The organism is Shewanella woodyi ATCC 51908 (genome assembly GCF_000019525.1).
In the GTDB taxonomy this organism is placed as follows: Bacteria; Pseudomonadota; Gammaproteobacteria; order Enterobacterales; family Shewanellaceae; genus Shewanella; species Shewanella woodyi.
This window is the reverse complement of record NC_010506.1, coordinates 5,092,370-5,117,727: the sequence shown is the minus strand read 5'-3', so window position 1 is coordinate 5,117,727 and position 25,358 is coordinate 5,092,370. Positions and strand designations below refer to the sequence as shown.

At 43.6% G+C, this 25,358-nt stretch carries 25 protein-coding genes and 1 pseudogene; 21 read left to right on the top strand and 5 right to left on the bottom strand.

The features are described 5' to 3' along the window. Positions 1 to 104: 104 nt before the first annotated feature. Positions 105 to 854 (bottom strand): DUF481 domain-containing protein, encoded by a 750-nt coding sequence (locus tag SWOO_RS21610; protein ID WP_012326797.1) that lies wholly within the window; start codon positions 852 to 854, stop codon positions 105 to 107. Between the two features lie 233 nt (positions 855 to 1,087). On the opposite strand from SWOO_RS21610, the gene rpsF reads away from it, so the two are divergent. Genes rpsF through rplI form a run of 4 tightly spaced genes read left to right on the top strand, consistent with a single transcriptional unit; the run spans position 1,088 to position 2,539 of the window. Then, positions 1,088 to 1,507, top strand: coding sequence for a 30S ribosomal protein S6 (gene rpsF, locus SWOO_RS21605; protein ID WP_012326796.1), 420 nt, complete (start codon positions 1,088 to 1,090; stop codon positions 1,505 to 1,507). An 8-nt stretch (positions 1,508 to 1,515) separates the two neighbouring features. Further along, positions 1,516 to 1,821 carry a primosomal replication protein N gene (gene priB / locus SWOO_RS21600; protein WP_012326795.1) on the top strand — a complete coding sequence of 102 codons (306 nt, stop codon included), beginning with the start codon at positions 1,516 to 1,518 and terminating at the stop codon, positions 1,819 to 1,821. 11 nt (positions 1,822 to 1,832) lie between these two features. After that, on the top strand, positions 1,833 to 2,060 hold the full coding sequence (rpsR, locus tag SWOO_RS21595) for a 30S ribosomal protein S18 (RefSeq protein WP_005497284.1): 228 nt from the start codon (positions 1,833 to 1,835) through the stop codon (positions 2,058 to 2,060). Between the two features lie 26 nt (positions 2,061 to 2,086). Beyond that, positions 2,087 to 2,539, top strand: coding sequence for a 50S ribosomal protein L9 (rplI, locus tag SWOO_RS21590; RefSeq protein ID WP_012326794.1), 453 nt, complete (start codon positions 2,087 to 2,089; stop codon positions 2,537 to 2,539). Positions 2,540 to 2,712: 173 nt separating this feature from the next. On the opposite strand, the gene SWOO_RS21585 is transcribed toward rplI, so the two are convergent. Next, positions 2,713 to 4,932: a S46 family peptidase gene (locus tag SWOO_RS21585; protein WP_012326793.1), complete on the bottom strand. Its 2,220-nt coding sequence runs from the start codon at positions 4,930 to 4,932 to the stop codon at positions 2,713 to 2,715. 106 nt (positions 4,933 to 5,038) lie between these two features. Here SWOO_RS21585 and dnaB point away from each other — a divergent pair, with 106 nt between their 5' ends. The 3 genes from dnaB (at position 5,039) to SWOO_RS21570 (ending at position 8,944) form a co-directional block, all read left to right on the top strand. After that, positions 5,039 to 6,445 (top strand): replicative DNA helicase, encoded by a 1,407-nt coding sequence (gene dnaB / locus SWOO_RS21580; protein WP_012326792.1) that lies wholly within the window; start codon positions 5,039 to 5,041, stop codon positions 6,443 to 6,445. A gap of 9 nt (positions 6,446 to 6,454) precedes the next feature. Next, positions 6,455 to 7,531, top strand: a complete 1,077-nt coding sequence (gene alr / locus SWOO_RS21575) for an alanine racemase (RefSeq protein WP_012326791.1) — start codon at positions 6,455 to 6,457, stop codon at positions 7,529 to 7,531. A gap of 90 nt (positions 7,532 to 7,621) precedes the next feature. Further along, positions 7,622 to 8,944 (top strand): BamA/TamA family outer membrane protein, encoded by a 1,323-nt coding sequence (locus SWOO_RS21570; RefSeq protein WP_012326790.1) that lies wholly within the window; start codon positions 7,622 to 7,624, stop codon positions 8,942 to 8,944. Between the two features lie 195 nt (positions 8,945 to 9,139). Here SWOO_RS21570 and SWOO_RS21565 read toward each other — a convergent pair. Further along, a pseudogene (locus SWOO_RS21565) lies at positions 9,140 to 9,601 on the bottom strand (chemotaxis protein CheX); the annotation flags it as partial. Between the two features lie 313 nt (positions 9,602 to 9,914). Between SWOO_RS21565 and dusA the strand changes: the two are divergent. From dusA to SWOO_RS21545, 4 genes are all read left to right on the top strand, one after another. After that, entirely contained in the window at positions 9,915 to 10,910 is a 996-nt protein-coding gene (gene dusA / locus SWOO_RS21560) for a tRNA dihydrouridine(20/20a) synthase DusA (protein WP_012326788.1), read from the top strand. 293 nt (positions 10,911 to 11,203) lie between these two features. Then, positions 11,204 to 11,503, top strand: a complete 300-nt coding sequence (locus tag SWOO_RS21555; RefSeq protein ID WP_012326787.1) for a hypothetical protein — start codon at positions 11,204 to 11,206, stop codon at positions 11,501 to 11,503. A 155-nt stretch (positions 11,504 to 11,658) separates the two neighbouring features. After that, a complete protein-coding gene (locus tag SWOO_RS21550; RefSeq protein WP_012326786.1) occupies positions 11,659 to 11,880 on the top strand; it encodes a PspC domain-containing protein in 222 nt (73 codons plus the stop codon). A gap of 78 nt (positions 11,881 to 11,958) precedes the next feature. After that, the gene (locus SWOO_RS21545; protein WP_041417823.1) at positions 11,959 to 12,312 is read left to right on the top strand and encodes a hypothetical protein; all 354 of its coding nucleotides are present in this window, start codon (positions 11,959 to 11,961) and stop codon (positions 12,310 to 12,312) included. 44 nt (positions 12,313 to 12,356) lie between these two features. On the opposite strand, the gene SWOO_RS21540 is transcribed toward SWOO_RS21545, so the two are convergent. Continuing rightward, positions 12,357 to 13,094, bottom strand: a complete 738-nt coding sequence (locus SWOO_RS21540; RefSeq protein WP_012326784.1) for an enoyl-CoA hydratase-related protein — start codon at positions 13,092 to 13,094, stop codon at positions 12,357 to 12,359. A 32-nt stretch (positions 13,095 to 13,126) separates the two neighbouring features. Between SWOO_RS21540 and SWOO_RS21535 the strand changes: the two genes are divergently transcribed. The 3 genes from SWOO_RS21535 to SWOO_RS21525 are packed head-to-tail and all read left to right on the top strand — an operon-like array spanning position 13,127 to position 15,365. After that, a complete protein-coding gene (locus SWOO_RS21535; protein ID WP_012326783.1) occupies positions 13,127 to 13,603 on the top strand; it encodes a copper chaperone PCu(A)C in 477 nt (158 codons plus the stop codon). Between the two features lie 33 nt (positions 13,604 to 13,636). Further along, the gene (locus SWOO_RS21530) at positions 13,637 to 14,608 is read left to right on the top strand and encodes a DUF2333 family protein (protein WP_012326782.1); all 972 of its coding nucleotides are present in this window, start codon (positions 13,637 to 13,639) and stop codon (positions 14,606 to 14,608) included. 7 nt (positions 14,609 to 14,615) lie between these two features. Further along, positions 14,616 to 15,365, top strand: coding sequence for a TIGR04219 family outer membrane beta-barrel protein (locus tag SWOO_RS21525; protein WP_012326781.1), 750 nt, complete (start codon positions 14,616 to 14,618; stop codon positions 15,363 to 15,365). A 107-nt stretch (positions 15,366 to 15,472) separates the two neighbouring features. Here the strand turns inward: SWOO_RS21525 and tolC are convergent, their stop codons facing one another. After that, positions 15,473 to 16,804, bottom strand: a complete 1,332-nt coding sequence (tolC, locus tag SWOO_RS21520) for an outer membrane channel protein TolC (RefSeq protein WP_012326780.1) — start codon at positions 16,802 to 16,804, stop codon at positions 15,473 to 15,475. Positions 16,805 to 17,117: 313 nt separating this feature from the next. Between tolC and nudF the strand changes: the two genes are divergently transcribed. The 7 genes from nudF to parC all read left to right on the top strand — a co-directional run bounded on the left by nudF (position 17,118) and on the right by parC (position 25,307). Next, positions 17,118 to 17,720, top strand: coding sequence for an ADP-ribose diphosphatase (gene nudF, locus SWOO_RS21515; RefSeq protein ID WP_012326779.1), 603 nt, complete (start codon positions 17,118 to 17,120; stop codon positions 17,718 to 17,720). A gap of 43 nt (positions 17,721 to 17,763) precedes the next feature. Continuing rightward, positions 17,764 to 18,216: a DUF1249 domain-containing protein gene (locus SWOO_RS21510; protein ID WP_012326778.1), complete on the top strand. Its 453-nt coding sequence runs from the start codon at positions 17,764 to 17,766 to the stop codon at positions 18,214 to 18,216. A 9-nt stretch (positions 18,217 to 18,225) separates the two neighbouring features. After that, the gene (gene cpdA / locus SWOO_RS21505) at positions 18,226 to 19,065 is read left to right on the top strand and encodes a 3',5'-cyclic-AMP phosphodiesterase (RefSeq protein WP_012326777.1); all 840 of its coding nucleotides are present in this window, start codon (positions 18,226 to 18,228) and stop codon (positions 19,063 to 19,065) included. Between the two features lie 240 nt (positions 19,066 to 19,305). Then, positions 19,306 to 19,884 (top strand): YqiA/YcfP family alpha/beta fold hydrolase, encoded by a 579-nt coding sequence (locus tag SWOO_RS21500; protein ID WP_012326776.1) that lies wholly within the window; start codon positions 19,306 to 19,308, stop codon positions 19,882 to 19,884. 48 nt (positions 19,885 to 19,932) lie between these two features. Then, complete coding sequence (parE, locus tag SWOO_RS21495) at positions 19,933 to 21,819, top strand: DNA topoisomerase IV subunit B (RefSeq protein ID WP_041417822.1); 1,887 nt, start codon at positions 19,933 to 19,935, stop codon at positions 21,817 to 21,819. A 90-nt stretch (positions 21,820 to 21,909) separates the two neighbouring features. Next, complete coding sequence (locus SWOO_RS21490) at positions 21,910 to 23,031, top strand: PQQ-dependent sugar dehydrogenase (protein ID WP_012326774.1); 1,122 nt, start codon at positions 21,910 to 21,912, stop codon at positions 23,029 to 23,031. Next, positions 23,031 to 25,307 carry a DNA topoisomerase IV subunit A gene (parC, locus tag SWOO_RS21485; RefSeq protein WP_012326773.1) on the top strand — a complete coding sequence of 759 codons (2,277 nt, stop codon included), beginning with the start codon at positions 23,031 to 23,033 and terminating at the stop codon, positions 25,305 to 25,307. Before SWOO_RS21490 ends, parC begins: the two co-directional genes overlap by 1 nt. Positions 25,308 to 25,358 lie beyond the last annotated feature (51 nt).

The window sequence follows — 25,358 nt, the reverse complement described above, 5'->3', positions numbered from 1 at the left end:
ACTTGATTTGGCCGAATCAAAAGGCTGATTAGTGTAGTTTTACTGGATAACAATGCCATTAGATTTCATTATCTAATGGCATTTTTTTACTTAGATTTTACAGCTTATTGGAAGGTGTAGAGTAAGTTAAATGTGGTGATGGTATCTGTCTGCTTAGTGCCCTCTGGCACTACATCTGTGTACTTGACGTTAACGCCTATCTTAAATGCCCAGTCTTGGAAAAGCGTATTCTTGTAGTTCATATCGAGAGTTAATGTACTGTTGTCTTCACCTGCTTCGGCGGTCAGATCGGCATTTAAGCTAGTGTACTCTTGCAGTTTCTGCTCGAACTTTATTGCGGTACGTATGATCACATCGGCATTGGCTTCAGGGTCTGGCTCAGCTTCTGTTTCTATGGGCATATTATATCGATAACCTGGGCCTATCTCTAAGCTGAGCTTAGTATCGATATCTGAAATGGCATCGAAACCGTAACCGGTCGATACCGTGGATATTTGAGTGTAACTACCAAATCTGTCAGAGGTGAAGTCACCTCGGCCAAAAACATAGCCGCCCCAGTCACTCTGTAACTTGTAGTTAGACTGTAGCTGAATATCGTACTTCTCGGATGTGGTCTTCTCATCATCTGAGGCGAAGTACGCTTTAAAGGTCGCTTCCTGCTTAGTTTGCTTAGTGTCGTACACCAGTTTAGTGCGACCGTTAAAGCTGCTCGAATCTGTGTTACCTGTATTGAGCTGAAAGCCTGCTTCAATCTCAGCGGTGAAGTCGCTTGGCGGCTCTTGATAATCAGGTGGTACTAAGGCCCAAGCTGTCATGGGGAAAGTTAAAAATAGTACTGCGATAGCTCTAAACATTATTCTTATTCTTACTATTGTTTTTTAATGTGGTGAGGATCTATTTTGGCGAGCCAACATCATACCTACAATGCCGCTAATGGGTAAAGTGATTATATAAACGATTTAGCTTGAGTTGGTTTGATTTCTTATGTATTATTCCGCGGCTTAAATCAGTCACTTTAATTAGTTCCTTGCCTCTATTTGGTCTGACTGAGCCAACAACGAGGCTAGATAACCGTAAGGAGCAAAAAATGCGTCATTATGAGATCGTATTTTTGGTTCACCCTGATCAGAGTGAACAAGTACCTGGCATGATTGAGCGTTACACGGGTATTCTTACCCAAGCTGGCGGTCAAATCCATCGTTTAGAAGATTGGGGCCGTCGTCAACTGGCTTACCCAATAATCGAACTGCATAAAGCTCACTATGTTCTTATGAACGTAGAAGCAACTGCTGAGTCGGTTGAAGAACTTGAGACAGCTTTCCGTTTCAACGACGCTGTACTGCGTAACATGGTTATGCGTACTAAAGCTGCTATCACTGAAGCATCTCCAATGGCTAAAGCTAAAGACGAGCGTGATTCACGCCGTGCTAGCGAAGGCGAGCGTCGTAGTGCGCCAGCTGAAGCAACTGAAGAAGTTACAGAAGCCGCTGAAAAAACAGCTGAGTAAGTTTTTTTGTGGCCACAAACCATTTGGTGTTATCGGGAACCATTACGCGTTCTAGAAGCTTTCATAGCCCATCAGGTATCGCGCATAGTGTGATCATGTTGGAACACAAATCTCAGTGTTATGAAGCAGAGATGCTTCGAAACGTATACTGTCAGATGCAAGTGATTTTGAGTGGCGAACGCTTTGAAAGCGTTACAGATAAACTGAAAATTGGTGTGGATATCGAAGTGCAAGGCTTTATCGCTCTTCAACAGAGTCGAAATGGTCAAAACCGTTTGGTATTACACGCTGAAAATGTCGAATTGAAAACTTAGGAGACTGTCACATGGCACGTTATTTCCGTCGTCGCAAGTTCTGCCGTTTCACTGCAGAAGGTGTTACCGAGATCGATTACAAAGATATCGTTACTTTGAAGAACTATATCACTGAAAGTGGTAAAATTGTTCCAAGTCGTATCACTGGTACAAATGCTAAATATCAACGTCAACTAGCTCGCGCTATTAAGCGTGCTCGTTATCTTTCTCTACTGCCGTACACTGATTTACATCAGTAATACGCAACAATTTAGAGGAATTAATAATGAACGTTATTTTACTTGATAAAATCGCTAACCTAGGAAATCTAGGTGACCAAGTTGCAGTTAAAGCTGGTTACGCACGTAACTTCCTTCTGCCACAAGGTAAGGCTGTTGTTGCTAATGCTGCTAACACTGAAGTTTTTGAAGCACGTCGTGCTGAACTAGAAGCTAAGTTAGCTGCTGATCTAGCGGTTGCTACTGAGCGCGCTGATAAAATCAACGCACTTGAGTCTGTTGTTATCGCTTCTAAAGCTGGTGACGAAGGCAAGCTATTCGGTTCAATTGGTAACCGTGATATCGCTGATGCAGTTACAGCTGCTGGTGTTGAACTTGCTAAGAGCGAAGTTCGTCTTCCACTAGGTGCTTTACGTACTACTGGTGAATTCGAAGTTGAAGTTCAGGTTCACACTGAAGTTAAAGCTATTGTTAAGCTTTCTGTTGTTGCAGAAGACTAATATTAGTTTAAAGCCGAGTATTAATGCTTAGGCGTTGAGATGAAGCTTTAAAAGAGAACACCGCACTAATCTGATTAGGCGGTGTTTTTTTATGTTTGTAGAAAAGCTTCTAGAACCTAGAACCTAGGAACTAAAGGCTGGGGACTAGAACCTGAGCTCTAGCCCCTTCAACCTTAATTCCTGACCAGTTCCAACTCTTCAAGTAAGTTATCAGCATGGTCGACTTCATCCATCATCCAAAGAATATAGCGAATATCGACGTGGACAGCACGTGTGATAGTTGGGTTGAAGAACCAGTCCTTGGTGATCGCCTCATAGGTGGAGTCGAAGTTAAGCCCTACCAGCTCACCTTTGCCATTAAATACGGGGGAGCCTGAGTTACCTCCCGTGGTATCGACACTGGAGAGGAAGTTGACTGGCACTGAGTTAAACTCTTCTGGTTTATCAAGACATGAAAAGAGTCTACAGATCCAGCTGCTTGGGTCTTCAATTACCGATGCAACTTTGTGGCTGCCATAACGCTGCTCATTAATAGCATCTAACATCTTTGTAGGTGCATTAAAGGGTTCAATACCTGTGTGCTTGGCAGTGATCCCTTCAAGTCGGGTGAATGGTTGCTTATAGAGAGCGTCACGTGATTGATAGCCATCGACCATGCCGTAGGTGATACGTAATGTACCGTTGGCATCTGGATAAACAGGCCAACCTTTGGCCGTGTTATAGGCGATAATGGCTTTCATAAAACCAGGCCTGGCTTGAGAGAGTTCACCCAGAAGTGTCTTATTCTCTTTCTCTTGAGCCATATTAGTTTGGTAGAGTGCGACCGCGAGCCTGATAAAAGGATCTGAGCTGGTTTCAAATGCGTTGGCATCGGCATCTATCCAAGCCAGACGTTTCTCTTGGTTTGTTAAAGAGGTAAGTGCGTAGAGCCCATCGAGTCTATCGGATATACTTGAGCTTCCCTCTTCATTGAGCATCTTATCTAAGGCGGCAACACGGTGCTCTTGGGCCATATAAGCTTCTAGGTCTTGCTGCCAAAGTGTTTTATCAACAGAGACATCAAAGCTTGAGTCGATGCGCTTTAGGCGCGCTGTAAACATTTTCATATCGCGCTCTTGATAGCCCTCTTCACGTTCGCTATCGGGCTTACTCTTCTCTTTAGCTAAGCGATACAGTTTATTGGCTGCATTAAGTAGATCACTCGATTGGGCATTGTTGAAGTAGTGACGGCTTTGCATGCCGATACGCTTTCTCTCTAATAGAGTTTCAAGTTGATCGAATTGAGTGCGGTATGACTGATAGGTGCTATCGCCAGCGAGCCAAGTTAGAAAATCATCTTCACGGCTCTGTTTAATGCCTATGATATCGGTGGCTTTGAATCCATCTAGCAGACCATTATATTTCTTCATGCGGTTGGCCATAGACGCCAAAGTGCCCGCATATTTTATGGCGATATCACTATCTGCGTCACCCATCGCCTTGATGGTGTCTATTCGCAATTGATAGCGCTCGGCTGATGTTGGGTAGAGCCAGTCACTGGCAAATTTAAGTTCACTGGTTAAGCGGTAACGGCTGGTAGAACCGGGGTAGCCTGCAGCAAAGACGCCATCACCCGCTTTCACGCCATCGGCATTAATCTTTAGGTAGCTCTTAGGTGTAAAGGGCACATTCTCTGTTGAGTAGGCGGCAGGCTTGCCATCTTTACCGACATAGGCACGAAGGAAGGTAAAATCGCCAGAGTGGCGAGGGTACTCATAGTTGTCGATATCTCCGCCAAAAGCGCCGACACTGTTTGGTGGTGCATAGACGAGGCGAACATCGCGAATGATTAGCTGTTTGATGAGGTAGTATTCGAGTCCGCTATGAAAGCTACGAACCGAGCAGCGGTAGTTTTCATCGCTTTCACACTCTTTAATGAGTGCCTTACGCTTGGACTGGATCTCTTCATATCGAATTAAGGGAGCTTGGCTTAACCCTTGGGTTACCAGTGCAGAAACATCGGTTACCGCTTCGGTAATGTAAAGACGTTCGTTGGGACCCGCACTTGGCTCCTGCTCTTTACTCTTGGCTAAAAAGCCATTAGCGATGTAATTATGCTCTTTTTTGCTGTTATATTGGATGGCGCGATATGCACAGTGATGGTTTGTGACAACTAAGCCTTGGGGTGATACGAAACTGGCGGTACAATACCCGAGTCCGACAACAGCATTCATCGGGTATTGTGTGAGGTCGGCAAGTTGCTTAGCTGGGATCTTAATGCCACGTTCACTGAGTTTATCAGCGATGGATGGCATCTGATACGGTTGCCACTGGCCCTCATCGGCAGATGCGTCACTCGATGCCAATACGACACCAGATGACAGCAAGACTGCTGAGATCAATGCATTGCGCATGTTCTTTCCTTATTTTAGTTGTTGTATGGATGGGAACATAAGGTTCCTTTTGCTTGACTCGGTTTTATACCATATTTTGCTTAACCGTTGGGAATTTGGAGATTAAATGTCACAACAAGGTGCCTTCAAGGCCAAAAAGAAGCCTAGAGATATCCAGATGGATGCACTCAAGATGCCGCCGCATTCATTAGAAGCGGAGCAGTCTGTACTGGGTGGACTCATGCTAGATTCCGATGCTTGGGATCGAGTGGCCGAAGCGGTTGTGGCGGAAGATTTCTATTCACGCTCTCATCGAATGATCTTCAATGCGATGGAAGCCTTGATTGCTGCCGGTCAACCTCTGGATTTGATCACCGTTTCTGAGCAGTTAGAGGTTGAAGATCAACTCGAAGAAGCGGGTGGTTTCGCGTATTTAGGCGAGATTGCTAAGAATACGCCAAGTGCAGGTAACATTCTCTCCTATGGTGACATTGTTCGTGAGCGAGCGGTGGTTCGCGACATGATCAAGGTTGCCAATGAGATAGCCGATGCAGGTTTTAATCCAGAAGGGCGTAACTCAAGTGAACTGCTCGACCTTGCTGAAACTAAAGTCTTTAAGATTGCCGAATCTCGCGCCAATGCCAATGAAGGTCCCGAAGGGATCAAGGTGATCCTCGAAAAGACTGTGGATAAGATTGAAGCACTATATAACAACCCAACTGGCGGTGTGACAGGGGTTTCAAGTGGTTTTGGTGATCTTGATAAGATGACTGCGGGTTTCCAATCCGGTGACTTGATTATTGTGGCTGCCCGTCCATCTATGGGGAAAACCACCTTTGCGATGAACCTGTGTGAAGCCGCCGCCCTTAATGAAGACAAACCTGTGCTTATTTTCAGTCTGGAGATGCCTTCAGAACAGATCATGATGCGTATGTTGGCCTCATTGGGCCGCGTTGACCAAACTAAAATTCGTACCGGTCAACTCGATGATGATGATTGGGCCCGAGTGTCCTCTACCATGGGGATTATGCTCGAACAGGGTAAGATGTATATCGATGATGGCTCAGGTTTAACACCGACGGAAGTTCGAAGTCGTGCTAGGCGAATTGCCCGTGAACATGGTGGCCTGTCTATGATCATGATCGATTACCTTCAGTTGATGCAGGTACCCGCGCTAAAAGACAACCGTACCTTAGAGATCTCCGAGATTTCCCGCTCGCTTAAGGCGCTTGCTAAGGAGCTGGAGATCCCAGTTATTGCGCTTTCTCAGCTTAACCGTTCTTTGGAGCAACGTGCGGATAAACGTCCAGTAAACTCGGATCTTCGTGAATCTGGAGCGATTGAGCAAGATGCCGACCTCATCATGTTTATCTATCGTGATGAGGTTTATAATGATGATTCTGAACATAAAGGTGTTGCTGAGATCATTATTGGTAAGCAACGTAACGGCCCTATTGGGCGCGTACCTTTAACTTTCCAAGGTCAGTTTTCTCGTTTTGACAATTATGCAGGTCCGCAGTTTGAAGAAGATTAAGGTTATGGCTTGAAACCCTTTCCCCGTGCAGAGATCAGTGCGCAAGCATTAAAAAATAACTTATCGCGCCTTCGCCAAATTGCGCCCAATAGCAGTGTTATGGCGGTGGTAAAGGCGAATGGTTATGGCCATGGTTTACTCAATGTCGCTAGCTGCCTTACCGAGGCTGATGGTTTCGGGCTTGCTCGGCTAGAGGAAGCGTTAGCGTTAAGAGCAGGTGGCGTGAAGGCAAAACTTGTTTTGCTGGAGGGCTTTTTCAGACAGGTGGATCTCACTACTTTGGTTGAGCATGGTATCGATACCGTTATCCATAACGAAGTGCAGTTGGATATGTTGGAAAATGCCTCCCTCTCTAAGCCTGTCACGGTATGGTTAAAATTAGATTCTGGTATGCACAGACTTGGCTTTACACCTGAGCAGTTTGCACAGGTCTACGCACGCCTTGAAGCGTGTCCTCAAGTGGCCAAACCTATCAATATCATGTCTCACTTTGCCTGCGCCGATGAACCCGATAATCCGATGACACAGGAGCAGCTACAGGTTTTTGAGGCGTTGACAAAAAATTCAAAGGGCTACCGTACACTGGCAAACTCTGCCGGCACTCTGTATTGGCCTGATAGCCAAGCTGATTGGATAAGGCCTGGTATTGCGCTTTATGGTGTTTCCCCTGTTATCGGGGATCTTGGACGTAATCATGGTTTAGAACCTGCCATGAAGCTTGTGTCTCAGCTCATTGCGGTCAGAGAACATAAAGCGGGTCAACCTGTTGGCTATGGCTGCTTTTGGCATGCAAAAGCCGATACTCGACTAGGTGTCGTCGCAATAGGCTATGGCGACGGCTATCCCCGTAATGCCCCTGAGGGAACGCCCGTTTGGGTCAATGGCCGCCGCGTTCCTGTTGTGGGGCGAGTCTCTATGGATATGTTGACAGTGGATCTTGGCATCGATGCCAAAGATAGTATTGGTGATGATGTCGTCTTATGGGGAAAGGAGTTGCCCGTTGAGGAGGTGGCTGAACATATTGGCACGATTGCCTACGAGTTGGTCACTAAGCTCACTCCTAGAGTCGCTGTTTGCTTAGACTAGCAATATAAAAATAAGTCGCTTATTTAGATATACTTATCTTCTTAGTTGTATCAATTTTTTAGGTCTGTTACCTATTATTGAGTGGAAGTATTGTTGAAAAAAATATTGAATTACCAAGTGATATTGGCGCTTTATTGCGCCTTTAATTTATCGTCTACTAAAGCCGCTGAGTCAGACTCTCCAACTGCAGGTTCTGTGCTAGACCCCATTGTCGAGATTGAGCAAACTTCTTCACAATACGATGAGAAAAGGGAGTACAAAGCTGACTTTGAGGCGGTTCCTTTTATCTTTTCTACTGAAACCTTAAGTACCACCGTAGGTGGTGCTGGAGTACTTAAACACGCTGGGCAGGTGCAAGCCTCTTTATTGGGAATTGGCCTCTACAGTAAGAATGACAGTTGGCTGACATACTTAGGTGCGTATAACTATCAACTGCCTAGTTTAGAGCGGTGGCTTTTTTCTGCTGAGTACTATAGAGCGAGTTATAAACAAGGGATCTATTTTGTCCCTAATGGTGAAGAACCCCACCATAATGTGGGATTGCCGACTGATAAGGTGGTCACTGTTGGCGATGAGACCTATGCCAAGTTACATCTTAAGTATGTGTTGCCATGGGGCAGAGGCTCACAAGGGGCGGCCAGAAGTCTGCTTGCTAAAGGGGGAGCTATTAGCTGGGATCCTAGAGAGTCAGGTGTGTCGAGTATTACCTTAACTCCTTTTATCCAAACCCAAGACCTTACAGGCTTTGATGATTTGCCAACCAAGGCACAGGGGCTCAAGTTAAAGCTGGATTGGGATAACAGAGACAATGGTAAAAATAGCCATAGCGGCGGTCGCACCAGTTTTACCCTGAGTCGCGATTTTGGTGGGGACTCTGGCAGAAACGCCGATGATCGTCAAAGCTGGACAACTTGGGAGTTTGAGCAGAGTGCTTTTCTTTCGATAGGTAATAATAGCTGGTTCGAGCAGCAAACATTAGCGCTCAACCTTTATTTAGCCGACACTCCAACTTGGAATGATGGAGATTATATAACTGGTGAGTATCATCGACCCCCGGCTTTTGCTGGGATCAGCTTAGGTGGTTTCGATAGTTTGCGGGGGTATTCTAGTGATGAATTTGTAGGGCGCAGTGCAGTGCTTTACTCCGCTGAATATAGAGTGCAGCCGAAGTGGCAACCGCTACAAAGCTTACCTGTATTTAATCTATATAATGTTCCTTGGTGGCAGTGGGTTGTGTTTGCAGAAACTGGACAAGTGAGTGACAAGTTTAGCTTTAATGAGCTACATCAAGATATGAAGTGGACTTTAGGAGCGGGGGTTCGATTTGAAGTTGAAAGTGTGGTGGTGAGAACTGAGTTTGCCTATAGCGGTGAGGAAAGCCAGTTTTGGGTCATGGTAAATCAACCCTTTTAAGTTACTCCACCTTTATGTACTGAGGCACCTCTTATTGAGTCATTAAGATTTGGGAGCTGCCTCTTCGTCAGTGTTATCTTTACTATTGGTATCTTCATTAGTGGCAGCTTTGTTGTCGCTTTCACTTTTAGCCTCATCATTTTCGGCTTCATTTGGCTCGGCATCGGTCGAAGTTGCTTCTGGTGTTTTATTGACATCTTCGAAGCAGATCTCAATATAAGCAGCGCCATGTGGACTGGTAAAAGGCATGATAATTTTTTTACCGTTGGCTTTATGAGAGATGGTGTGGCCTATTCCCGATACGACAATGGGCGTCGCCATATCAAACTCGTAGCCTTTATCGCCTAGTTTATTTTTAGCACCTCCTGTCACCATATTGGTGATCTCGCCAACAAGATCTGTGATCTCTTCATTCATCATACCGGGATTTTCCCCCAGCATATTTTGCATGATCTCAAGCACAAGGTTGAGTTCGAAGGTGATAGAGAGTGAGCCTTTTGTTTGTGGGCCCACCATACCGATAAGGCCTGAAACATCTCCTTTAGCTAAGTTACCCTGTTTTAACCCAGGTTTACCCGGTGTTAACTGCATATTGGCCATGGTAGAGATGACGTTAATTAACGACTCAAGAAAAGGGTTGATAAAATTAACATTCATATATTCATTATCCCCTAATTAAAAAATGGTATGGCGATGATAGTGATATTTTTCCGCTGCTCTAGTAAAGGTTAGGCTATTTTGGACTAGAGTTCAGCTTTAAAGTTGTATTCTGTAATGAAAAGTAGTGCGGTAAAATCACTCTCTTATGCTAAAAAACAAGTGCTAATCGGCTGATAAAGAATCTATGACAGCCTTTTAACGACTACAGACTATGGGATTGCAATGGGGGAATCCGCTGTGCATTTCTCCTCTGTCAGTGTAAAATGCGCGGCTATGCTCGTTCTGCTCTGTTTATTTATTGGTTAGTCATATGTCGTCGCAAAACACAAAATCATCAGTAAAACCTCTCAATCGCACCTTCTCAATCGCGCCCATGCTGGATTGGACCGATCGTCACTATCGTTATCTAGCTCGTTTGATGTCAGCAGAACTGCTTCTTTACACTGAGATGGTCACCACAGGGGCAATTATTCATGGTAAGGGAGATTACCTCGCGTATAACGAGGAGGAACACCCTTTAGCCTTGCAACTCGGCGGTTCTAATCCACATGATTTGGCGATTTGTGCCAAACAGGCAGTTGAGCGAGGCTATGATGAGATCAACTTAAATGTTGGTTGTCCTTCAGATCGTGTACAGAGTGGGCGTTTTGGTGCTTGCCTGATGGCAGAGCCTTCATTAGTTGCTGAATGTGTGACGGCTATGCGGGCAGTGGCTGATATTCCGGTGACCGTAAAGACGCGTATTGGTATCGATGAACAAGATAGTTATGAGTTTTTAACTGAGTTTGTAGAAACAGTTAGAGATGCAGGTTGCGACACCTTTATTGTTCATGCCAGAAAAGCTTGGTTGCAGGGCTTAAGTCCAAAAGAGAACCGTGAGATCCCACCACTGGACTACGATAGAGTATATCAACTTAAGCGTGATTACCCCGATTTAAGCATCTCTATTAATGGCGGTGTGAAGTCATTAGAGGAGTGCAAGGTTCATTTGGTGAAATTAGATGGTGTGATGGTTGGGCGTGAAGCGTATCAAAACCCCTATATTTTGGCTAAGGTCGATCAGCAGCTTTGTGGATTAGATAAACCTGTATTAAGCCGAGATGCTGTTTTAGAGAAATTTATTCCCTATATAGAGAAACACCTGCAAGCCGGTGGTCGTTTGAATCATATTACTCGCCATATGACTGGATTGTTTCAAGGGGAAGTGGGTTCTAGGATCTGGAGGCGCTATATAAGTGAAAATGCGCATAAGCCAGGTTCCGGTATAGAAGTCATTGAACAAGCAAGAAAAAATATGACTTCTTAAGTGTAATTGCTAAATAAAAACCGCCAATAAAGGCGGTTTTTTTGTTTTCGTCTCCATTTATTTTGCAATCATCTTATTTACTTGGTGAATTTCACTAGCCCATAGTGAAATTCACCAAAACCTAAATAATCTCAGTTGCAACTTTGTTTTACCTTATCCTTATTTATGATAATTGTTGTTACTTTACAGTTATTTACCTTGTTATTAAAAAGTTGGCACGCTCCTCGCAATACCTTCTATGTCAAAGAGTTAATCACTCTACAAATTACTTAAATCATAGAGAGGAAGGAATCATGTTTAATTCAACTATCAGCAAAATAGCAAAGTCATCTTTAGTCGTAGCAGTATTAATGGGAGCAAGTGCAACAGCAAATGCCGACACACTTATTCCTACAGATTTAACCAGTAATCTTGAGCAGAATATTGCTGCACAGATGCAAGATATGATGCAGGTAGCTCAAAGAGAGTTAAGCATCTCACTACAAGCACAACTTTCTTCAAGCATGTTCGATGCAGAAGAGTCAGATGAAGCAGAGCAACTTGCTCAAGAGCCAACTGAACTCGCAATTACAAGTGCCATGGTTAAGGAATAAATATGTTATTTACGTCGGACATTGTGGCCCTGTTATTGACCCCTGTATTTAGTTTTGCGCTTTGTGCCTTAATAGTATGCAGATTTAATTGGCACAAAGTTTAAGACTGGTAACTGAGCTTTCTAGCAAGATATTTTTAATGTATGGAGAAATTTATGAGTAGTTTAGATTCGTTAAGTGGCTATATTTCAAGGATGAAGCAGCCCGATACGCTAGTATGTGGTATGGCAGCCATGATGGCTGATAAGTTTGATTGGTCATGCTTGTGGACGAGGGTAGTTTGGGCATTAGCTGTGATCATGAATCCTGGTTTGGGACTGTTAGTCTACTTTGTATTAGCTTTGGTATTACCTAAATGGCAAAAAAGTGGCTACTGAGAATAGGCTTAATCATTCATGGAACATCGCTATGCTAATTCAGCGTACGCCTCTATGAAGTTAAAGCGAAGCATAACAATGAAAAGAATTTTGGATCTACTGATTGGATTTAGTATCGTCATTTTGGCTGTGAGTATCTTAATCGCGGCGGTACAAACTTGGGGAACTGCTGAGCTATTTACTGGCGTCGTTTTAGGTGCTGAACCTGTATTCTGGATGGGTTTTAGTGTGTGGAGTTTACTCTTTGCTGGTGTGATATTACTGATTGTACTGCTTTGGTTAACCTTAGCATTTAGTGTTATCGCTTTGGTTTCTGCGCTGTGTATTGCAGCTGCGCTAGTTATGATTTTTACTGGTTTTTCACTATTGTGGCCAGTGTTACTTCTTCTGCTCGCGACTTGGGGTGTAAGCCAAGCTAGCCAAATAGACTAGCCTAACTTTTCCGTTCAATATCTAGTTTTTTATCGAGAGTTTTATTATTTTTTTAGAAAAGCCTGAAAGCGCATTTTAGCTTCATCACTTTTCAATCTTGTCTCAAACTCTTTAAGTTCCATCTTCATCTGATCCCGTATCTGTTCTTTATTGGGACGAAGTAGCGCACGTGTTGCTTGGAGTGCTTGAGGTGGCTGGCTAGCTAATTTTTTTGCTTTAGAGAGTGAGTGTTCAAATACTTTATCACCGGGCACTAACTCATTAATGATATTGAGTGATTTAGCCGTTTCTGGCCCAAAACTCTCGCCAAGGAGCAAAAGTTCAGAGGCTTTCTGCAAACCAACGAGTTGAGGAAGTAATAAGCTTGCCCCAGCTTCAGGTACAAGGGCTAAGTTAATAAAAGGTAGTTGAAATTTTGCAGAGGGCGCGGCGTAAACAAGATCGCAGTGGAGTAATAAGGTGGTGCCGATCCCCACTGCAGCTCCTGTTACTGCGGCAACAATTGGTTTTGTTAGATCCAGTAGCGTGAACAAGAAACGAAAAGCAGGATGTTCTGCGTCCAGATTACTATTTGTTAAAAAGTCTGCAACATCATTGCCTGAGGTGAAACATTCTGCTTGCCCTTTGATTAAAAAGGCATGAATTGCGTTGTCCGACTCACCTTGGATAAGGTATTCTGTGAGGCTAGTGTACATCTCAAGGCTGAGTGCGTTACGCTTTTCGGGGCGATTAATTGTAATTATTCTAACGCCTTGCTCATCCTGAACCTGAATTGTACTCATTTCGTTATATCCTCTTAGACGAATGGGGTTAAATGGAGTTTAATACATTGAAACAGATATTCAAACAAGTGTTTAATTTGCTCGTCCTGATGTCAATCTCTTTCTCCTCTCTAGCTAGTGTAATGTTAGTGGATGGGCATATCAGAGCGATGCCACCTAGTGTACCAAACAGCGCAGCTTACTTTACCTTGATGAATCATGGCCCAAGCATAAAACTAGTTGGTGTTGAGACTACTTTTACTGATGAGGCTCAATTACATACGGTGTTAGATGAGGATGGCATGGTTAAGATGCGTCAGGTATCTAGCTTTGAGATCCCTAAGCACGGCACGTTAGCCCTAAATGAGTCTGGTGAACATGTGATGCTGATGGGGTTGAAGCAGCCGTTGGTTTCCGGTGAAACTCTTGAGCTAGTTTTAATCTTTGATGATGGTAGTAAACTCCCCATCAACTTAGTGGTGAGTAAGCAAGGAATGGCTAAAATGCACAGTCATGATCATCACCATTAATTGAATTTTGGATATAGATAAGGAGCGCAACAGATGCAGATGACATGGAAAAAAGGTGCTGGAATTGCAGTGCTTATATTGTTAATTGGTTACTTTATTAGTGTTTGGTGGAGCATTGAGCCTGATACGATTAAGCCTCAAGAGCTAAGAAGTCAGAGCAATCATGAGGTGGTTGGCTATGCAACAACGACATCGTTAATTTTGACGATGGAGACACTTTTAGGAAAAAGTGGCGGTTGGCTATCCAATGATGTTTTGCCCCCTTCAATCTTTATGGATAATATGCCGGCGTTTGAGTTTGGTGCGTTAGAGCAAGCCAGAGATCTTGCACTTATTATGCGTAAAGAGTTTAGCCGCTCTCAATCCCAGTCTGCTGCTGATGCAGACTTGCTTGCCGCACATTCTAAACTGAATATTGAGCACACCAGCTGGCTTGTTCCTAGTGCAGAAGGTGAGTATAAAGATGCGATTAAGCTGCTTAAGGTTTATCGTGCAAAAATTGCCGATGTGAATAATCAAGATGCACAGTTTTATGCCCGTGCAGACAACTTAAATGAGTGGCTTAAAGAGGTGCAGAAGCGCCTTGGTAGCATGTCACAACGACTATCTGCAAGTGTTGGTCAGGAGCGCTTAAATACCGATCTTGCTGGTGACAGCGAGGCGTCGCAATCTACCCCTAATCTTGCCAGTATGCAGATTAAAACAAGTTGGTGGAAAATTGATGATGTCTTTTATGAGACTCGTGGTGCCACTTGGGCTCTGCTGAACTTTATGAAGGCGATTGAGGTCGATTTCGCTGATGTACTGCGTAAAAAGAATGCCGAGGTCAGTTTGCAGCAAATTATTCGTGAACTGGAGGAGACACAGCAAGCGGTTTGGAGTCCTATTGTTTTAAATGGTTCTGGATTTGGTGTTGTGGCTAATCACTCTTTAGTGATGGCTAACTATATTTCCCGCGCGAACGCTGCGGTGATTGATCTAACTAACTTATTAACTAAAGGTTAATTTCAAAATGAAAAAAACATTACTAGCGTGTGCGCTATTGGGTTCATTGGCTGCAACTTCTGCACAGGCTTCAACTCTTGTCGGCTTTAAAGTTGGTGGTGACTACTGGCAAGCTGATACCAGTGGTACTTTTGCTGAGAGCGGTCAACCTCAACAAGATTTTAACTACAGCTCATCTTCTCAGGGCAGTATCTGGGTTGCAGTAGAGCATCCTATTCCATTGGTTCCTAATGTGAAAATTAGAGAAAACCGTTTGGATGATAACGGTAGTGCGACTGTTGATGGCTTTGAGTTTGGTGGAACCACTTTTGATGGTGCTGTGAGCACGAGTACTAACTTAAGCAATACTGACTTCGTTCTTTACTATGAGTTGTTAGACAACGACTTAGTGGCACTAGATTTAGGTGCAGCTTATAAGAAGATGCATGGCTCACTGCGTGTTAACCATACAGAGACTCAAGGTCGTGTCTCTGCAGAGAAAGATCTAGATAGCGGTATCGTAATGGCTTACGCAGATGCACAAGTTGGCGTGCCAGGTCTTGGACTTTATGGTTTTGCTGAGGTGATGCTAGGTGTCGATGAGACAAGTGTTTACGATTACTCTGTGGGTCTAGGCTGGCAGTTTGATGGCGTAGCACTCGATACTAAGGTGCGCCTAGGTTACCGTGATTTTAGCTTCGATGTGAATGACTTTGATGGTGTGAGCACAAACTCTCAATTCAAAGGTTACTTCGCTGGTGTTGAACTGGTTTTCTAATGTTTTAACATTAAAAAAACCGCCAGTTAATCTGATTAACTGGCGGTTTTTTATTTAATATCAATCGGTATAAGACAGCTTGCTGTCACAGCCAAGCTGATTATGACCTATGGGTTTGTAGTTTGAGCTATTAGGCCATTGTTGATGGCGATTACATCATCTTCATTCAAGGTTCCAGCCGCTTGCTTTAGCGCGAGAATTGATTTGATATAACTGTATCTTGCATCGGATAGCTGACGCTTAGAGTCATATAGATCACGAGTACGGTTTAGTACATCGACAATTGTACGAGTACCCACTTCAAAACCTGCTTGGGTAGCACTGAGTGCACTCTCAGATGAAACGACAGATTGCTCATAAGCCTTGATTGAACTGATTGAAGCACCGACGTTATTAAAGTTGTTGCGGACATCTTTAACCACTTTACGGTAGGTCTGCTCCATCTTCTCACTTGCTTCAACAAACTGGTATTGAGCCTGATTCACTTTTGAGCTGACTTTAAAGCCTTCAAAAATAGGAATACTAAGCTGTAATGCTACATTGGCATTATCAAAATCATTTTGAGAGCCATTTTGGTTCTCCTGCTCAATGTTGGTATCATAACCAGCATTTAAGCTTAAAGAGGGCATATGGCCAGCTTTATAAAGCGTAATCGTCTCTTGGGCGATATCTTTACCGATGCGATTAGTCATCAGATCGACACTGTTTGTTTCAGCCATCTTTAACCAATCACTCGATAGTGTTGGTGTCGGGGTGACAGCGGTGAAACGGTTAGTGTCTAGAATATTGATAGACTTATGATCGATACCAGTGATTTCACGTAAGGCTTCGTAACTATTGATAAGCTGGTTTTCAGCTAAAATCTCAGATGCGCGGGCTAAATCGTATTGAGCCTGAGCTTCATGTACATCGGTAATTGCAGTTAGACCTACAGCAAATCTTTGCTTTGTTTGCTCTAACTGACGCTCAATTGCACGTTTTTCAGAGCCTTTAAACTCGAAATTATCTTTTGCAGAAAGCACATCGAAGTATGCCGTAGTTACACGGATAATTAAGGTTTGTAAGGTGGATGCGTAAATAGAGTCAGCCTGAGAAGCGGCTAGCTCTGCTAAGCTTAATCCTACCCAAGCGCTGTGATCATAGATCACTTGGTTTAAACTGATAGCAGCCTTGAGCCCGCTAGAGTCTGTTTGAGGTAGAGTTTGCTCATCACGCCAGCTTTTACCGTAACCAACGCTTGCACTGATTGTTGGAAGTAAAGGTGCACGATTCTCTTCTATCTGTTCATACAGTGAATCACGTTGAGCCTGAGCTTGTAGCGCAACGGGATCGCTTGTTAGCGCCTGTTGATATATCTGCAATAAGTCATCGGCTTGAACCGCTGAAGAGGTTGCTGCAAGCGTTAGGGCTGCACATATCGTTCGGATCTTGAATTTCATTAGTTGTCCTTTTTAGACAAAATCCTCCACTGGAGGAGCAAATTAACTTGTTAGAGCTAAATGATACCTTGCACATCAATGCGAGGCGGTTTGCGCTTCCCGACGCTTCCCGATACATCTAAACTTAATGGTGGTAATCTTTTAAAGATAGATATTAAGAAATTACCAGTTTTTAAGTCAACTCGGAAGTGTAACAGTTTTTAATTTTAATTATGTTTTTTCTCTTAAAATTGGCTCTACTCTTAATACTAAGGACTTATTATATTATTTTTTATTCTGGCTTGTTGTAACCAGATTAAATAGAGGGATAGGAATGAAACAGAAATTCAATCGCCAAGATATCGAACTGTTGGAAGTGAAGAGTATATTTAATGGTTTCTTTACCATGGATGAATATCGATTTAAGCATAAATTGTTTAAAGGTGGTTGGAGTGGTGAGGTAAAAAGAGAGGTGTTTGAGCGTGGGGATGCTGTCGTGGTACTTCCCTATGATCCCGTTACAGATCAAGTTGTGTTGATAGAGCAGATCCGTATCCCTGTTATCCGCTCGGGGCAAACCCCTTGGTTATTAGAGTTAGTGGCGGGGATGATAGAACCCAATGAAGTAGCCCTTGATGTTGCACATCGAGAATTACTGGAGGAGTCGGGACTTAAAGCCAAACAGGTCAATTTAATCTCTAGCTATTTTTCAAGTCCTGGTGGCACAAGTGAGAAGTTTGACTTCTTTTGGGCTGAAGTGGATGCCAGTTTAGCGCAAGGCGTTCATGGGCTTGATGAGGAGGATGAAGATATTCAAGTGCATGTAATGAGCCGCGAACAAGCATTTACTTTAGTTAAAGATGGTATAATCAATAATGCATCTACTGTTATTGGGCTTCAATGGCTTGAACTGAACTATCAGAATTTGCAAAAATAACCCTAAAACTTTTGTCGTATTGAAGGAACGAGTAGTGAGTAAGATGGCGCGCCCTCTTAATGGAAATTTAAATACTAAGAGATACCAACCTGATATCAATAAATTTTTATCACTTTGTGGTCGAAATTATTTCCATATCTTAAGGTGGTTACCTAGTGATGCTAGCCAAGGAGATGCTTGGGTGGTTGAAGAGGGTATTGGTTGCCTGAATGTACGATTACTCGAAAATACCAGTTATACCCAGCTTATTGAGATCTCTAGGTGCGTAGGTAAATCTGATTATATTCATTCACCTTGCGTATCAGTTCGTGTTTATCATGATGCTAAATTAGCAGAAGTGTTAACTAGTCGACAGATTTCTCGGTTAAGTCCAGTATATGATTATCCAAATATACGTATGTACCATCGAGACGAAAAGTATCAAGTGAATGCTTTTCTAGAAGAGTTATTAAAGATAGGTGGCCATATGAGTGCCATTTGTCTGTCAGAATCTTAGGGTTAGAATGTGTTAGAAGAGGCTATCTCTTATTCCATTGATGTTGAAGCTAGCGTGAAGATCGTACAAGTTACGGATCCACATCTGTTTGCCGATCACGATGCACAGCTATTAGGTGTCAATACAGCCCAGAGTTTGCGTGCGGTTCTGAATACGATTGATGCTGTTCACTATCCAGCGGATTTTATGTTGGCATCTGGCGATATTAGTCAAGATTACTCAGCTGAGTCATATCATAACTTTGTTAAAGCGATCTCTCCTCTCGGCCTACCTTGCCATTACTTACCTGGAAATCATGATGACCCTAGGATCATGCGATTGAATATGCAGGGGCCTAAGATTTTTGGTCATAGACGTATTTTGGTCGGCAGCTGGCAGGTTATCATGTTGGACTCAACTGTTCGTGGTAAGCCTGGTGGTTACATGTCTGATGCGGAGTTTGAGCTTATTAAAGCGGCCGCTGAGGATCAACCAGATCGTCATATCTTACTTGCTATGCATCATAATCCTATTTTAGTGGGCTGTGCTTGGCTGGATCAGCACTGGATGAGTAACGGCAGTGAGTTTCTTGAATTGGTTGCTAAGATCCCGCAAGTTAAAGGTCTGCTATGGGGGCATGTACACCAACAGATAGATCAAGAGTATTCTGGGCACCACGGCCCGATAAAGTTGATGGCTACGCCCTCAACTTGCATTCAGTTCAAACCTAAATCTTCCTATTTTGCATTGGATGCCGTTCAGCCAGGCTATCGTCTGCTTGAGCTTAAAGCCGATGGCAATATCTTAACGAATGTATACCGAGTTCCTGGTGAGCTTTTCTCTCCGGATAAAAGTGCTAGCGGGTATTAGATACATCAGGCTTAGTGGTCTTTGCTAAGAGGAGTTATTTTACCCTCGAGCTAAACTGGCGTTAACTTAACGCAAATTGAGCGATATAATGGTTCTAAGTGACATATTTCGGCCATTGTACTTGGTAGAAACCCTAGCAAGTGTTAGCATTCAATCGATCGTTTTATGAGTTTTTAAAATTCAATTAAATTGATATCTTAAGATTATAGGGTGTTTGCATAATCTTATATATGAGGAATTATGCTGCTTTATATCCATGGGTTTAATAGCTCCCCTCTATCGGAAAAGGGGATAGTGACAGCCCAGTTTATGGCTGAATTTTACCCTGATATTACTTTCCATCAGCCTCAACTACCTCCAGACCCAACTGATGGCGTGACACTGTTATCATCGATCGTAGAGTCAGCATTAGCGCAAGGTGAGACGCTGAATTTTATTGGCTCATCTCTTGGTGGTTACTATGCCAGTTACTTAGTTGAGAAATATGGTGGCCGAGCAGTACTGATTAATCCAGCAGTAAAACCGTTTGAACTGTTTGATGAATTTATAGGGTCTCAATATAACCCCTATACAGACGAGCATTATCAAGTGGTTGCGCAGCATAAAGATGATGTAAAAGCGTTTAATACAGAGGCTATTTTAAATCCTGATCGATTTTTAGTCCTACTGCAATCGGGTGACGAAGTCCTCGATTATCGACAAGCCGTTCAGAAATATCACTGTTGCCAATTACTACTTGAGGCTGGCGGTGACCATAGCTTTGTTGGCTATGATAAGAAGTTGAAAAGGATCTGTCAGTTTCTGTTTCTTGACAAATAACCATACAGGGCCGCAACATGGCCTTAATAACTATAAAATATGTGTGCCATGACAAATCAATATACCTCTGATGCAATTGAAGTCCTTAATGGACTGGATCCTGTAAAACGCCGCCCTGGTATGTATACCGACACCACGCGTCCGAACCATTTAGGACAAGAGGTTATTGATAACAGTGTCGATGAAGCTCTGGCGGGGCATGCAACTAAAATTGATGTTATTTTGCATAAAGATAACTCTCTTGAAGTTATCGATGATGGCCGTGGTATGCCGATCGATATCCACCCTGAAGAGGGGATCCCTGGTGTCGAACTTATCTTAACCAAACTTCATGCTGGCGGTAAGTTCTCTAACGACAACTATCAGTTTTCAGGTGGTTTACACGGTGTAGGTATCTCAGTCGTTAACGCTTTATCTAACCGAGTAGAGATAACTGTACGCCGAAATGGCCTTGTTTATGATATGGCTTTTGAGCATGGTGATAAGGTTGAAGATCTAACTGAGACTGGCACTTGTGGTCGACGTAATACAGGTACTCGAGTGCATTTTTGGCCAACCCCTAGCTATTTCGACTCCGCTAATTTCTCCATTCCCAAGCTGACCTACCTGTTAAGAGCAAAGGCTGTCTTATGCCCTGGGCTTAAGATTAAGTTTGTCAATAAACAGACCGATGAGACAACAGAATGGCACTATGAAAGTGGCCTGACCGATTACCTTATCTCCTCGGTAAAAGACTCCTTGATGCTACCTGAAGATCCTTTTGTGGGCTCGATGAAGGGAAATCAAGAGGCGGTTGATTGGGCTATTACTTGGTTACCAGAGGGCGGGGATTACCTTAATGAAAGTTATGTTAACCTGATCCCTACGCCTCTAGGTGGCACCCATGTTAACGGTTTCAGGCAGGGCTTATTGGACTCGATGCGTGAGTTTTGTGAGTTTCGCAACCTTATTCCCAGAGGAATAAAGTTAACCCCAGAAGATATCTGGGATCGTAGTAGCTTTATCTTGTCGGTGAAGATGCAAGATCCTCAATTTGCAGGTCAAACTAAAGAGAAGCTTTCAAGCCGTCAAAGTGCGGCATTTGTATCGGGTATCGTAAGAGATGCCTTTAGTTTGTGGCTCAATACCCATACAGACCAAGCAGCAGCCCTCGCTGAGATGTGTATTAACAACGCACAGAAGCGTTTAAAGTCTGCTAAAAAGGTTGCGCGAAAGAAGGTGACATCTGGTCCTGCACTACCGGGTAAATTAACTGATTGTAGTGGCCAAGACCCAATGCGTGGGGAGCTCTTCCTTGTGGAAGGAGACTCTGCTGGCGGAAGTGCAAAACAGGCGCGAGATCGTGAATTTCAGGCAATTATGCCCCTTCGTGGTAAGATCTTAAACACGTGGGAGGTGGATGCAAGCCAAGTGTTAGCGTCGCAAGAGGTTCATGATATCTCTGTGGCAATAGGCTGCGATCCAGATTGTGAAGATATTTCCGAGCTTAGATACGGTAAAATATGTATATTAGCGGATGCTGATTCTGATGGGCTGCATATTGCGACCTTGCTGTGCGCACTGTTTATGAAGCATTATAAGGTGTTGGTTGAGCATGGCCATGTTTATGTTGCTATGCCGCCACTGTTCCGTGTTGATGTAGGTAAAGAGGTTTTTTACGCGCTGGATGAGGCGGAAAAAGATGGCATTTTAGACCGGATCACGGCTGAAAAGAAGAAAGGCAAAGTGCAGGTTACCCGATTTAAAGGACTAGGTGAGATGAATCCTCTTCAGTTAAGAGAGACCACCATGGATCCTAATACCCGTAGACTCGTTCAGTTAACGATTGATGATGTAGAAGATACAATGGCAGTAATGGATATGCTGCTTGCTAAGAAGCGTTCTGGAGATAGAAAAACCTGGTTAGAAACTAAGGGTGATCTGGCAGACTTTTAGACCAAGTTAGCTTATATGCCAATCTATATTTAAGTAGGCTTTATAATAATAATGTTGTTGAATCAGACAAAGAATCACAAATGGATCTGCATGTTTTGGGCTTGTATCTCAGGGCTTTTTAGCTTTTCGGTACAAGCCGCTTCGCAGCCTAAAATGATTACGGTATCTAAAGGCTTTGGTCTCACTCTCTATGCATCGGATTTGGGTGATGCTAAACAGATGGCGTTAGGCGATAAAGGTACACTGTTTGTTGGGTCCCATAGAAAAGGGACCATACTTGCGCTAGTTGATAGTAATCAAGATGGCCGGGTTGATAAACGTTATGTGGTAGCAAAAGGCTTAGATAATCCCGAAGCGATCGCATTTTATAATGGTGATCTTTATGCTGCAGTAGACGAACGGATCATACGTTTTAAAGATATTGAAAATCGTTTGAGACGGCCAGGGCGTGGCAAAGAGGTATATGACCGCTTGCCAGGTAAGACAAACAAGAGCCATAGAGCGTTAAATTTTGGGCCTGACGGGCGTTTGTATGTCTCTATAGGTGCGCCTTGTAACGTCTGTGAAGCAGAAGACCCCTTTGGTAGTATTATTGCTATCGATATAGAAACTGGTAGCAGTGAACAGATAGCTTCTGGGATCCGTAACGTCACTGGTTTTGATTGGTCTCCTCAAGATCAAAGCTTATGGTTCGCCGATCTCGGCAGAGATTGGATGGGAGACAGGCTACCGCCTGATGAGATTAACCGTGTTGAAACTGTAGGTGGCCATTATGGCTTCCCCTATCTACACGCAAAATCTGTACTTGAACCTGCCTATGAGAAACCTAAGAACCTAAAGATCACTTTACCTAATTATGAGCTGCCTGCTCATGTCGCTCCAATGGGGTTACATTTTTACCGCGGCGAGCAGTTCCCGCCTAGATATCATAATCAGATGTTTGTAGCGGAAAATGGTTCTTGGAACCGATCCAGTAAAATTGGCTATCAAGTCGTGATGCTGGAAATTGAGAACAATAAAGTCATCAAACGAAGTCCAGTTGTTAGCTTTTTAGATGGAGAGTTTCCAGTCGCCAGGCCTTACTCGGTATTAACCGCCCCTGATGGCGCTATGTATATTTCAGATGATCTGAAAGGCAACATCTATCGTTTGTATTATAAAGAAACTATCAATGAAAAGAGTGAACCTGAGCCAGAACAGGATAATGAATAATGAGTGATGCGATAGATTTAAGTCTTGATGGCGTTGAGCAGATGCCGATGCGCCGCTTCACGGAAGATGCATACCTAAACTACTCCATGTACGTCATCATGGATCGAGCTTTACCCCATATTGGTGATGGCCTTAAGCCAGTTCAACGTCGAATAATCTATGCAATGAGTGAGTTAGGATTAACTTCACAGTCAAAGCATAAGAAGTCAGCTCGTACCGTTGGTGATGTATTGGGTAAATATCATCCCCACGGTGATAGCGCCTGTTATGAAGCTATGGTGTTGATGGCACAGCCATTCTCCTATCGTTATCCTTTAGTTGATGGTCAAGGTAACTGGGGGGCGCCAGATGATCCTAAGTCTTTCGCTGCAATGCGTTATACCGAAGCTCGCTTATCTAAGTTTTCCGAGGTATTACTCAGCGAGTTAGGTCAGGGGACGGTCGATTGGGGCGTGAATTTCGACGGTACCATGAAGGAACCTTTAGTCCTTCCATCTCGTTTACCCCATATTTTGCTCAACGGTATTACCGGTATTGCTGTAGGCATGGCAACCGATGTACCGCCTCATAACACACGAGAGCTCGTGTCTGCTTGTATTGAGCTTTTGGATAACCCCAAAGCCGAGCTTGCTGAGATTATGGAGCATGTTCCTGGGCCAGATTACCCAACTGAAGCTGAGATCATCACACCTGCTGCTGATATTGTTAAGATCTATACCACTGGTCGCGGCTCGATAAAGGCCCGTGCGGTTTATGCGGTTGAGAATGGCGAGATTGTGATCACAGCGCTTCCACATCAAGCCAGTGGCGGAAAGATATTAGAGCAGATTGCAGCTCAAATGCAGGCTAAAAAGCTTCCTATGGTTGTTGACCTTAGGGATGAGTCTGATCATGAGAGCCCAGTTCGTATCGTCATCGTTCCTCGCTCTAATCGTATAGATTGCGATCAAGTGATGGCTCACCTGTTTGCAACTACAGATCTTGAGAAGTCTTTTCGGGTTAACCTGAATATTCTTGGTTTAAACGGCCGCCCCCAAGTTAAGGGGCTACTGCAGATATTGAATGAATGGTTGGAGTACCGTTTCCAAACGGTTACTCGCCGAGTTCAATACCGACTTGATAAAATACTCGCAAGATTACATATTCTTGATGCGTTAATGATTGCATTTTTGAATATTGATGAAGTGATTGAGATCATCCGTTATGAGGAAGATCCCAAAGCTGAATTGATGTCGCGCTATAACTTATCTGATAAGCAAGCCGACGCCATTTTGGATCTTAAACTACGTCATTTAGCCAAGCTAGAAGAGTTTAAGATTAAAACTGAGCAGAGTGAACTTGAAGCTGAACGTGATAAGTTACAGCTACTGCTAAGCTCTGACAGAAGAATGAAGACTTTGATTAAGAAAGAGTTGAAGCAAGATGCTGAAACTTATGGTGATGATAGACGTTCACCCTTAATTGAGCGAAGTGAGTCCAAAGCGTTAACTGAGCATGAACTTGCACCTGTTGAGGCTGTTACCGTCGTTCTGTCTGAGAAGGGCTGGGTTCGCTGTGCTAAGGGGCATGATATAGACGCTAAAGCCTTGTCCTATAAAGCGGGTGATAGCTTCCTGTGTTCAGCCACCGGTCGGAGTAATCAACCGAGTGTCTTTATTGGCTCCACTGGTCGTGCATTTGCAACTGAAACACATACCTTGCCATCGGCTAGAAGTCAGGGAGAGCCAATTACAACGCGATTTAATCTCTCTCCTGGTGAGATCATGGAGCATGTGCTGCTGGGCGATGAAGATAAATATTACCTATTGGCTTCTGATGCTGGTTATGGTTTTGTCGGCTCCTACAAAGATATGATCTCAAGGAATAAAGCTGGTAAGGCACTATTGACCTTACCTGCTAATTCGAAAGTGATCTCTCCTAAGCTGGTTGATAGGTCAAGACCTGAGTCTATTCTGGCTATTACCAACGAAGGGCGAATGTTGCTGTTTTCTATGGAAGCACTGCCACAGCTATCTAAAGGTAAAGGCAATAAGATTATCGGCATTCCTGGTGAGCGTGCTAAAGCGCGTGAGGAGCTCTTAATTCATCTTTATGTTGTACCAGAAGATACCAGTGTGACTCTTTGGGCCGGTAAGCGAAAGCTCACCCTTAAGCCGAGCGATCTTGAACACTATAGAGGTGAACGAGGCAGACGTGGTGCTAAGCTTCCAAGAGGGTTACAGCGTGTTGATAGTGTGGAGCTCGGTGAAGGGACACAACAAGCTATAACAGAATAGTGATTGATTAATGCTAGACATAAAAAAAGCTGCTATACGCAGCTTTTTTTA